The organism is Anabaena subtropica FACHB-260, assembly GCF_014697105.1.
In the GTDB taxonomy this organism is placed as follows: Bacteria; Cyanobacteriota; Cyanobacteriia; order Cyanobacteriales; family Nostocaceae; genus Trichormus; species Trichormus subtropicus.
This window is the reverse complement of sequence record NZ_JACJRF010000005.1, coordinates 201,988-213,096: the sequence shown is the minus strand read 5'-3', so window position 1 is coordinate 213,096 and position 11,109 is coordinate 201,988. Positions and strand designations below refer to the sequence as shown.

9 protein-coding genes, 1 pseudogene and 1 CRISPR repeat array are annotated in these 11,109 nt (G+C 40.7%); of the genes and pseudogenes, 1 reads left to right on the top strand and 9 read right to left on the bottom strand.

Features of this window, described 5'->3' with window-relative positions; genetic code table 11:
• Positions 1-126: 126 nt before the first annotated feature.
• The 6 genes from H6G18_RS05020 to H6G18_RS04995 all read right to left on the bottom strand — a co-directional run bounded on the left by H6G18_RS05020 (position 127) and on the right by H6G18_RS04995 (position 5,135).
• Positions 127-417: a nucleotidyltransferase family protein gene (locus tag H6G18_RS05020; RefSeq protein WP_190405984.1), complete on the bottom strand. Its 291-nt coding sequence runs from the start codon at positions 415-417 to the stop codon at positions 127-129.
• Between the two features lie 141 nt (positions 418-558).
• Positions 559-2,181: a glutamine-hydrolyzing GMP synthase gene (guaA, locus tag H6G18_RS05015; protein WP_190405983.1), complete on the bottom strand. Its 1,623-nt coding sequence runs from the start codon at positions 2,179-2,181 to the stop codon at positions 559-561.
• 226 nt (positions 2,182-2,407) lie between these two features.
• Positions 2,408-3,520, bottom strand: coding sequence for a cobalt-precorrin-5B (C(1))-methyltransferase CbiD (gene cbiD / locus H6G18_RS05010; protein WP_190405982.1), 1,113 nt, complete (start codon positions 3,518-3,520; stop codon positions 2,408-2,410).
• 53 nt (positions 3,521-3,573) lie between these two features.
• Positions 3,574-3,870, bottom strand: a complete 297-nt coding sequence (locus H6G18_RS05005; RefSeq protein ID WP_190405981.1) for a DUF7734 family protein — start codon at positions 3,868-3,870, stop codon at positions 3,574-3,576.
• Between the two features lie 40 nt (positions 3,871-3,910).
• Positions 3,911-4,507, bottom strand: a complete 597-nt coding sequence (locus tag H6G18_RS05000) for a DUF3177 family protein (protein ID WP_190405980.1) — start codon at positions 4,505-4,507, stop codon at positions 3,911-3,913.
• Between the two features lie 391 nt (positions 4,508-4,898).
• Positions 4,899-5,135 carry a Calvin cycle protein CP12 gene (locus H6G18_RS04995; RefSeq protein ID WP_190405979.1) on the bottom strand — a complete coding sequence of 79 codons (237 nt, stop codon included), beginning with the start codon at positions 5,133-5,135 and terminating at the stop codon, positions 4,899-4,901.
• 254 nt (positions 5,136-5,389) lie between these two features.
• Here H6G18_RS04995 and H6G18_RS04990 point away from each other — a divergent pair, with 254 nt between their 5' ends.
• Complete coding sequence (locus H6G18_RS04990; protein ID WP_190405978.1) at positions 5,390-6,598, top strand: FIST signal transduction protein; 1,209 nt, start codon at positions 5,390-5,392, stop codon at positions 6,596-6,598.
• A 22-nt stretch (positions 6,599-6,620) separates the two neighbouring features.
• On the opposite strand, the gene H6G18_RS04985 is transcribed toward H6G18_RS04990, so the two are convergent.
• The 3 genes and pseudogenes from H6G18_RS04985 to H6G18_RS04975 all read right to left on the bottom strand — a co-directional run bounded on the left by H6G18_RS04985 (position 6,621) and on the right by H6G18_RS04975 (position 11,036).
• Positions 6,621-7,736: a metallophosphoesterase family protein gene (locus tag H6G18_RS04985; protein WP_190405977.1), complete on the bottom strand. Its 1,116-nt coding sequence runs from the start codon at positions 7,734-7,736 to the stop codon at positions 6,621-6,623.
• Between the two features lie 545 nt (positions 7,737-8,281).
• Positions 8,282-9,758: direct repeats of the CRISPR family, unit length 37 nt; unit sequence GTTTTAATTAACAAAAATCCCTATCAGGGATTGAAAC.
• 25 nt (positions 9,759-9,783) lie between these two features.
• Positions 9,784-10,368 (bottom strand): annotated as a pseudogene (locus H6G18_RS04980) (PAP/fibrillin family protein); the annotation flags it as partial.
• A gap of 35 nt (positions 10,369-10,403) precedes the next feature.
• Positions 10,404-11,036 carry an exopolysaccharide biosynthesis protein gene (locus H6G18_RS04975; RefSeq protein ID WP_190405976.1) on the bottom strand — a complete coding sequence of 211 codons (633 nt, stop codon included), beginning with the start codon at positions 11,034-11,036 and terminating at the stop codon, positions 10,404-10,406.
• Positions 11,037-11,109: the final 73 nt, after the last annotated feature.

Below are 11,109 nucleotides of genomic sequence, written 5' to 3'. Positions count from 1 at the left end.
TCTTAGGTAGACTACTCATATTTTCTACAACTACTCAACCTGATCTAGATTAAAATCTAGTCCAGATTACTCAAAAGCTCTTTAGATTTTCTTTACGAATCACCTCTAAGTAAAGACAGTCATCTCTCATAAAACGACAGCTTCTTTTAGCACTTTTTCTTTAATACACTCATGTAGAGTTTCTGGTTCAGTTATATCTACTTTACGTCCCAGCAAATCTTCCAATGATTGCATCAAAGCAATTTGATCTAATAAAGTTCTTTGTGGTTCAAGTTCTACCAAAAAATCTACATCACTATCTGGTCTTGCTTCACCTCTAGCAACTGAGCCAAATACTCGCAAATTATATGCTCCGTACTGAGCAGCAATTCTCAAAATTTCTTCACGGTAAGCTTTAAGTATTTCATCAATCCCCATGACTAACCTCTAAAGAATGTGGCAATTTTTACCTTTGGTATTGAATTTTCAGCAAATAGCTGGGAAGTTAACAACAAATAAGGTGGGCAACGCCCACCCTACATAATTACTATATTTTCAATCCAAAATCCAAAATTGAAATCATTCCCACTCGATGGTTCCGGGTGGCTTAGAGGTAATATCAAACACCACGCGGTTAACACCTTTCACCTCATTCACAATGCGGTTAGAAATTGCTTCTAACACATCGTAAGGTACACGCGCCCAATCTGCGGTCATGCCATCTTCGCTCTTGACAATCCGCAAAACAATGGGGTAAGCATAGGTGCGTTGATCACCCATTACACCTACACTACGAATAGGAAGTAACACAGCGAATGCTTGCCAGTATTCATTGTACAAACCACGTTGGTTAATTTCTTGGCGGACAATCAAATCAGCATCGCGGAGAATGTTCAACCTGTCGGCGGTGACTTCACCCAAAATCCGAATCGCTAAACCAGGGCCGGGGAATGGTTGACGTTGGACAATCTCTTCTGGTAAACCAACAGACCGCCCTACTTTACGGACTTCATCTTTAAAAAGTTTCCGCAGGGGTTCGACTAGTTTAAATCTCAGGTCTTTGGGTAATCCACCTACGTTGTGATGGCTTTTGATTTTCACTGCTACCCGTTCCCCAGTTTGGGGGTCAACATTGGTATCAGCCGATTCAATGACATCTGGGTAAAGAGTCCCTTGAGCTAGATAATCAAAGGGGCCAAGATTTTTGGATGTTTCTTCAAATACTTGGATAAATTCGTGTCCGATGCGACGGCGTTTTTCTTCTGGGTCAGTCACACCGGACATGATTGCTAAGAAGCGATCGCGGGCGTTAACATATTCCACAGGGATATGAAACTGCTCCTGAAATAGTTTCACCAACCTTTCCGGCTCATACTTCCGCATAAAGCCTTGGTCGATAAATACACAGGTCAATTGGTCACCAATGGCTTTGTGCATTAAAAAAGCCAGGGTAGAAGAATCTACTCCTCCCGAAAGCGCCAAAAGTACGCGTTTTTCACCAACTTTAGCGCGAACCTCCCGAATGGCTTCTTCCACAAAAGCTGCTGTCGTCCAAGTGGGTTCACACTCGCAGATGTGGTAAACAAAGTTGCGGATTAATGCCAAACCACCAATGGAATGGACTACTTCTGGGTGGAACTGCACACCATAAAGTTTTTTGTCATGGTCAGCAACCGCCGCGCAAGGTGTATTATCCGTGTGAGCCAGGACTTCAAACCCTGGGGGCATTTTTGTGACTGAATCGCCATGACTCATCCACATCGTAGTGCCATCTTCGACGTTGGTCAGTAGGTCTGTGGGATCATCAATATGTAGTGATGCTTTGCCATACTCACCCCGGTCAGCCTTGGCTACTTCCCCGCCGAGTTGGTTTACCATCAACTGCATTCCGTAGCAGACACCCAAAATTGGGACTCCCAAATTCCAGATTTCTGGGTCACAATGGGGAGCGCGATCGCTATAAACTGAATTGGGGCCACCAGAAAGAATAATTCCCTTGGGATTTAATTGGCGCAACTGTTCAGCAGGGGTGCGATAAGACAAGACTTCAGAGTATACTTGAGTCTCGCGGATGCGCCTAGCAATCAGTTCTGAATACTGAGAGCCGAAGTCTAATATGATAATGATTTGACGCTCAAGCCGCCCAAACTCTTCCACTGGTTGAGGGGCTTGTTCGGTTAGTAGAGTCACCGCTGTATTCATAAATAGAGAAAGTGTAAGTCTGGTAGTAGATGGTTGTTTTGGGTTCTGAACATAAACACCATTTCCAGCTTGCTTGGGCTGATAAATGGTGAATTGATTTATGACAAACGCTAGGTAGAATGCGTTTGTTTTGCCACTACGGCATTGTATTAAGAGGTATAAATTACACTATGGTTGCTACTGAAAAAGTTATTTATTGGAATTATTTATGATTATTCATAATAAATTAACATAAATTTCCCAGTAAGTTACAAGCAGTTTTGCTCTTTACGATAATTTTGCGATCGCGGTCAAACAAAATAGAGCCGCAGACTGTGACTGGTGCGCCTCTACTACTCTGGCTTTGAATATATTCATGACAACGAGCATCGATAGTTTCGGCGATCGCACTATAAACTTGATTCACCCAATCACTACCAGTAGCAGCATCTAACGCTTTTAAGTGTTTCAGAGCAGCTTCTGCCGTCGGGCTATGAAATACTACTTCTATATCTTGTTTACTTAAACCAGCTAAAGCACACTGTGCTGCTAAAACTTCTCGCCGTCCATCAGCTAAATGGTGGTGGGTGTGAAAAATTCCCCCGGCTAGTTTCATTAACTTACCGTGATAGCCAAACAATAAGATTTCCTTAACACCCAAAGCATCAGCTTCCACCAACATCGGCCCTAACCAATTAGCAGTTTTTACTAATTTCTCAGGATTAATACCGATTTTTGGCGCTAAATCTAAGCCATTCTCCCCAATGCAAAATACCAGACTCTCAAACAAACTAGCTTTGTGTTGTAATTCGCTGCGAAAAGCATCTAGTTGATCTGGTGAACTCAAAGGTTGAGAAATACCTGTTGTGCCTAATAGAGAGAGTCCTTCCACAACCCCAAAAGCAGAATTAGAAGTACGAACAGCGAGCGATCGCCCCTCTGGTAAAATTATGGTGACAATAATTCTTTCGTCTGCGGCTAATAATCGAGATAAGTTCTCTTTTAACAACCTTTGAGCATAACTATAAATAGCAGCTTGATTATCAGCCTTGGTTTGCTTACCAATCCCTTCTCCACCTTTGATAGTTACCGGCTCATCCCCAACACCGCCCCATTCCACCAAAGCCCAAATCGGGGTATTTTTAGTCAAATCAAGATTATCACCAGGAGCACTGCGAGTAATTGCTAAAGCCATATTTGCCGATAATCCTGCCACCTGTTCAACAGGTACTTCCGCAATTTGTGCAGGCTCAATCAAATCTACCAATGCAACTTGTAGCGATTGACGTTGACGCAACCAATGCAAAGCCGCAATAGCAGCAGCACAAGCAAAAACAGGTAAAGTATATCCGCTACGCATTAGTTAATAGTCAATAGTCCACAGTTCATAGTAATTCGCCCTCATTTCCCCACTCAAACACCCACTTCCGCGAGAATAATTTCCATAGCTTCCCAGGAAATTTCACGTTGGATGTAACGGGGGGATTCAGGATTATAAGGACTGGCTATGCGATCAATACTAATAACTCTTGCCCCGTCTGGAATCACTGGGACATCGGGATCAAATGCAGTCGGACGCATCAATGAACTAGAAAAACCTTTGAAGATGGCTACTTTGTCTTGTTCATCGGCGATTTCCACTGTTACTAATAAAACTTCTTGCAGACGTTTGGTAGTGTATTGTTCTAGCCGCTTGCCAATTGGGTTCATTTTAAAAGCTGGAAATTGAGAATTGAAGCGTAGTGATAGTTTACTGTGGTGTAGCCGAACGTCCCTGCTTGCCCAACTTCACTAAGACAAAGTAGCTTAGATACAGCACATATATGATTAAACCAACTATTCCTAAAAATCCTAAAAAGCCAGGCTTACTATTGTAGTGGAAATAATCTTTAAACAGTAAGGGAGCTTCAAACCAGACATTACACGTAGGATTCTGGCTCACATTCCCGGCAAAAGCACAACCCAAAAAAGGTACAAAGGCTATAGTCCCCAAGATAGAATAAATGGTGACTGCCCAACGCCAAGAAGTAAAGCTGAGTTTTAACAACCCACTTGGTTGATACTCAATTTCATCGTTGAGATCAACCCAAAACCATAGAGAAATCGGAATGATGATTTGTCCTATTAACCCAGAGATAAAACTAACTGGGTACTGGGCAATCATGAGGTAAATGGTGATGGCTAGTAGGCTAGAAGCTCGCCAGTAAATCATTAATAGCCTTTGTATTCCTTCAGCTTGTTGAGCATAAGCCCAAATCAGCAGAATAATTGGAATAATCATCAGAAATAATACGGCTAGTCGGTAATCAATCCAGACTAACTGGCGAAACCAAACGTTATTTTGCATAGCTAAGGGTGCTTAAAAACAAGGGCTAGAGATTAGGGACAAGGAGCTAGTACTGCCGTAAATTCAGAATTCAAAAGTCAAACAGCTATACAAAGCATTTCGTTGGTTGGGAATGGTTGACTTATTTACGACGCGTTGTACTAGGTTAAGAAATATTTTTATGCTTTTTTTGTCACCGGATGGGGTGTAAAAAAACAAGCAACTCGCAGAACCTAATCGTCAATATTTTGCACCTACTGTAGCAAATTGTCTAAGAATTGCCTCATCTCCACTAGCTTAATTTTGTATAAGTCTGAGGAGAAGTGCAGCAGGAGCCGCATTAACAAAGGTGAAATACTAAGTCAATAGATTCTGGTTGCTTGTCTGTCAAAAAAGTTCACAAACTTAATTTTTATTCATCGTAAACACGGCACTCAGCAGCTTCTGGGTTGTCATCACAGTACTGTTCTAGAGAATTTTTCTTTTTGTCTTGGCGCTGGTGGGAGGCTTCAGCTTGCAGTTCTTCAACTGCATCCCAAGCCGCAGCACACTCGGCTGAGTTGCTACCTGATACGTCACAGACGGCACGAGCTTGTTCTACTTCGTCTTGGATTTGGTCTTGAATACCTTTTGCTTGTGTGTCAGTCATTGCTTTAGTCTCGTTGTGTGTTGATAATAACAGTATAGAAAAGTTGCAAAAATTGCTATTTTTTCGTTCTATCAATCACCATTCTACATAATGAGCTGCATCAGCTAATTGGGTAGCTTGATGTATCGATTAAAATTACAGCAAACTGTAGCATCTATCTTATATACTTGTTTATCTTTTAAGATTTTAGAAAATGAAGAGTGCTGAGTAATCAGCAAACGACCAACCACAAAAGAAAAAGAAGCCTAAAACTCATGGCAGACCGAATGCAGTGGGCAAATGCCCTATCAACTCGCCCTTCTTTAGAAGCAGCTGTTACAGATGTAGTACAACGGGCTGTCTCGTCGTTAACAGCGCCTGCGGATTTGGGGCTGGTATTTATTTCGTCTGCTTTTGCTAGTGAGTATTCGAGGGTTTTACCTCTGCTGGCTGAAAAACTTTCTGTACCTGTACTAATTGGGTGTAGCGGTGGTGGTGTGGTTGGTACGGGTACTAGTGGAGAAACCCAAGAATTAGAGTCAGAAGCAGCCATCAGTTTAACTTTGGCACACCTACCAGGGGTAAATTTACAGGTTTTTCATGTTGTTGCAGAGGAGTTACCTGATTTAGATAGCCCCCCGGATACTTGGATTAATTTGATTGGTGTACCATCATCACCAACGCCTCATTTTATTTTGCTGTCCAGCGCTTTTTCTTCAGGAATTAACGATTTATTACAAGGACTGGATTTTGCTTATCCAGGGTCAGTAATTTTAGGTGGACAAGCTAGCGCTGGGGGTATGGGTGGTCGTCTGGCTTTGTTTTGTAATGGTAGCCTACATCGTGAGGGTACGGTGGGCTTGGCGTTGAGTGGCAACATTGTTGTAGAAACTATTGTGGCGCAAGGATGCAGACCAATTGGTCAACCAATGCAAGTCACCAAATCTGAACGTAATATTATTTTAGAATTGGATGAGAAAGTACCTTTAGTGGTGTTGCGAGATTTAATAGCTAGCTTGAGTGAACAAGAACGAGCTTTGGCACAGCATTCTTTGTTTGTCGGCGTGGCGATGGATGAATTTAAGCTATCTTTGCAGCCAGGAGACTTTTTAATTCGGAGTATTTTGGGGGTAGATCCATCTGGTGGGGCGATCGCTATTGGTGATCTCGTCCGTCCTGGTCAACGTCTGCAATTCCACCTGCGAGATGCTCAAGCCTCTGCCGAAGACTTAGAATTTCTGTTAGAAAAGTATCAAAGCCAACCAGAATTTGATCACTCTGCGGTTGGGGCTTTGATGTTCGCCTGTGTAGGACGTGGTGAAGGACTCTACGGTAAACCCAACTTTGATTCTGAGCTATTTAGAAGTTACATCCAAGATATCCCCGTAGGTGGTTTTTTCTGCGGTGGTGAAATTGGCCCAGTGGGCGGTAGAACTTTTTTACATGGTTACACTTCCGTATTTGGGATTTGCCGAGAGACGTAGCATTGCTACGTCTCTGGGTGTCTCACCTTCCAATCTTTTCTAACAACAGGGTGCTATTGTTATCGATGAGGGTGGGAGTACCACTACGGGCGATCGCACTGTATGTTTGAATGTAGCGGCGCACTTTTTGGGGAAACTGGGGATAGTCTAATACTGCATCACCATCGGCGATTGTTGCCCAAAAGTCGCGCAAACTGGGAGCTAGTTCTTCGGCTTGGGCTAATGATAAGTTTAAGGGCGACAGAGTTAGTAATTTTACTAAGAAAGGAAAAGAGCGATCGCCCATCCAATCCCGTGATAATTGTTGTAAGTTCGGGAAATCAGGTACTGATTCCACTCGATGAGACAAAATTTGCAACCATTCTTGACCCTGTCGATCACGATGAAACTCTAAAACCCGATAAGGGTGAGGATAACTAACTAAAGAACCTGTCGTAATGTCATATACGCCATCAGCATAAGCAACATCTTGGACGTGTAAGTGACCAGTAAATACTAGCTTGACTCCATAGCGTTGCAATAGCCGCATTAGTTCTGGCGCATTTTCCAACATATAGCGGGATGCCATCGGGTGACGAGATTGATGGGGTAAATGTTCCACTACATTGTGATGCACCATGACTAACACTAGTTCATCAACTGCTGCTGCTAGTACTTCTTCTAACCATTGGAGTTGTTCGGCATCTAAACGCCCTACTTGCTGATTTTGTTCATTAAAAAAGTTAGAATTTAAACCAATTAACCGCACTCCGGGTAATAATTGCTGAGTGTAGTAAAGTTTGTCAGTATTGTCATAACCAAATTTGCGGTAATATTGGGGAAAATCAGCACAAGCGATTGATTGTTGATTTGCCATCACCACAGGAACATCATGATTACCAGGTACAACATAAGCTGGAAAAGGCAATTTAGATAAGCACTCTTGCAACCAAAGATGGTTTTCTGGTTCACCGTGCTGGGTTAAATCTCCAGGGAGCAAAAGAAAATCTAAATCAAGTTGTGTTAAATGTTTGATGGCGCTTTCAAAAGCTGGAATACCCACTTCTACCAGATGAAACCGACTAGGATGATCCCAGATTGTGTGAGGAAGCGCGATGTGTAAGTCGCTGACTACAGCAAAGCGAAAATTTAGCACCATTGATTTCCAAAAGTTATTAAAAACAGTAATTTAAGCACGCCTTTTCCACAAAGTATAACCTTTGCTTCTCTAAGCTGCTTAAGAGTCGCTTGTCTTAATATTTGTACATAGTTACAAGATTATCGACTTTTCAGGCATTCTTGTTGTTAAATGCCTATTTTGATTTTGATCCCTTATGGTATGTATCAATTTATAATTTGTAATTTGTAATTCTTAATTGAAATTCTGTTATTAGTAATAAACGAGACTTTATACTTACTCAAAATCAGGAACGTAGAATTTCGCTGGTGGTGAGCGTCAACCTAGAGGTGTTTTTCTCAAGAGACACGATTTTATAGCTGAACAGCTTATCATGTATGGATTTGAAGCAGCTTGATGTCAAGATGAGGTTGACGCGATCGCTTGAATTTCTTTCTGGAGTCAGTTTTCAGGTCTTTTTTGAGATCCTGCTCTTGACAACCCAATGCCTAAAAGGCTACTTTAGTTTCACATTGACGCAACTGTACCTTGAAAACCAAATACCATAAGCCTTCTAAACTCCGGCAGTTTTAATTAACAAAAATCCCTATCAGGGATTGAAACATCAATACACGGCTTTACAGCTATCAATACTTGATAAGTTTTAATTAACAAAAATCCCTATCAGGGATTGAAACATAGCGTGTTGGGCATAATCACCATACTGAAAAGGTTTTAATTAACAAAAATCCCTATCAGGGATTGAAACAAGAGTGATCAACTCTTTCTTAGAATCTAATTGAAGTTTTAATTAACAAAAATCCCTATCAGGGATTGAAACGCTGAAGAGAATTGTTGAGGCTGGACTGCGATCGCGTTTTAATTAACAAAAATCCCTATCAGGGATTGAAACTAAGCTTTTCTAACACCTTAATAGCTTGATAATGTTTTAATTAACAAAAATCCCTATCAGGGATTGAAACGTATAACTCCATCAGACAATCTAAGAATTGAAGCTGAAGTTTTAATTAACAAAAATCCCTATCAGGGATTGAAACTTCTGTAGTTTCTACAACATTAGTAGAATCTACAGTTTTAATTAACAAAAATCCCTATCAGGGATTGAAACGTAACAGTTGACCGTTTCTTTGATCAGGAGATAAAGAGTTTTAATTAACAAAAATCCCTATCAGGGATTGAAACAAACGGCTACTTGGTAAAAACTCTAATTGGTAAGTTTTAATTAACAAAAATCCCTATCAGGGATTGAAACCTGAGCTTGTTCGATTAACGATGTAACTGCTTGTTTTAATTAACAAAAATCCCTATCAGGGATTGAAACCCAGTAGTTCCAGGTATAACTTAGAATCCGCAGGTTTTAATTAACAAAAATCCCTATCAGGGATTGAAACATCTGTGACAGCACAAATAATAACACCAATCAACGTTTTAATTAACAAAAATCCCTATCAGGGATTGAAACAAATCATACCCCGAGTTTACCCGTGAACTGAATCCTCCAGTTTTAATTAACAAAAATCCCTATCAGGGATTGAAACGAAGTTACACTAGAGACTAGCTCGGATGACCCTGAGTTTTAATTAACAAAAATCCCTATCAGGGATTGAAACAAGTTGCTTGGCAGACTTACGAAGATTACCGCCACGTTTTAATTAACAAAAATCCCTATCAGGGATTGAAACCACCCTGTAGACCCCTAGCGCCCGGAACACCCTGGTTTTAATTAACAAAAATCCCTATCAGGGATTGAAACGTGACGTAGATGACTTAATTCAGATAATGAATAATGTTTTAATTAACAAAAATCCCTATCAGGGATTGAAACGTGGATTTTTGGCATAACAACTGCGCTTTTGAACGTTTTAATTAACAAAAATCCCTATCAGGGATTGAAACATATATGAAAGAAACTCAAGAAAACACCTAAACCAGGTTTTAATTAACAAAAATCCCTATCAGGGATTGAAACTAGCTGTAACGCTGGGACTGCTGTTTTTAGGGGCAAGGTTTTAATTAACAAAAATCCCTATCAGGGATTGAAACAACTGTCTCTAATTAACACATATAGATTTTTCTGATTACCACGCATTAAACGCAGAGTTTCATCAAGGTAAGTAATATCTGACCAACCATTAAATGAGAGTGTGGATTTTAAAGGATACTCATAATCTATGTTTAGAGCCTCACGAAAATCGGAATCACTCAAATAACTAATGGCACTTTTTACAGATGTTTCTAAAAAATCAATATTAAGACGCTGAGAATTTTCAATTGTGTAGTGTCCTGCAACTAGAGTAATACCTTGAATATCAGCATCTGCTGTAAATTCAATTAGGTTATTGTACTGTTGAGTATCTGTATAAACCTCTTGAAAGATACCAGTGACAGTGACAGTTACATTAGGTAATTTACCAAAAGAAAGACGTTGTAGGGTAGTTTCTTTTTCTAAACCAAAGGTACTATATAGTAAGCGCCAGCGCCCTTGAATCAACTCAAGATGGTGGGTGGGTTCAGGGTGGGGATTTAGTACCTCCAAAGATGATACTAATTTTTCAACTTGCTCTTTGGCTTTGGGGGTATAGTTGAAACCCATGTCACTAGCTTCAGAAATTGCAATTAGTTCTTGTTTGAGAGTGGCTAATTCATCGATCATAATTTGTATTTGTTAATATTTTAATTTCCCACACCCTATTTGAATATAGATGGCAGAATGCTAGGAGCCAACCATAACCCATAACCAATAAATGCAAAAATCGCTGTAATTAAAGCAGTGATAAAGTAGCTGAGGCAAATCAGCAAACCATCTGATTCAATAGTGGCGATCGCGAGTAATAAAATACCTACAGTAGGAATGGGGTTAGTTAAGGGAATTGGTGACATAAGTAATATAGTCAGCCAAGAAATACAAAGCCCGTTAACGCGCCAAGTTAAAGGATGATGAGCAATTTTCGCTAACCGGGGACGGGCGATTTTCTCTACAACTTTGGTGACACGCCGCAGATTCTGGAGAAGAAACTGGGCAAAGGGGCGGGGAAATTTATAACGGGCAATTCTTTTGGGTAGCCAAGGCGATCGCCTACCTAAAAGCATCTGTACTGATAATATCAAACAAGCTGCACCAAAAGGCCCTGCTGCTCCTGGTGGCATAGGAAACAAAAACGGCAAAACTAATAATGCAATAACCAAGCTAAAACCCCGTTCTGAGGTTTCCGCCAAAATATCACCAAGCGTCAAATGCTGTTCAGCTAAACGTTGCAGCAAGGACTTAATTTCTTGAGAAAAACTCAAGCGTATTTGGTGTGAGTTGATGTGAATTGCCACAATACCCCACTTAACCTAAGTAAAATAAATATGAAATATCAATACAAATGCACCCACCATTATTTCTTACAAT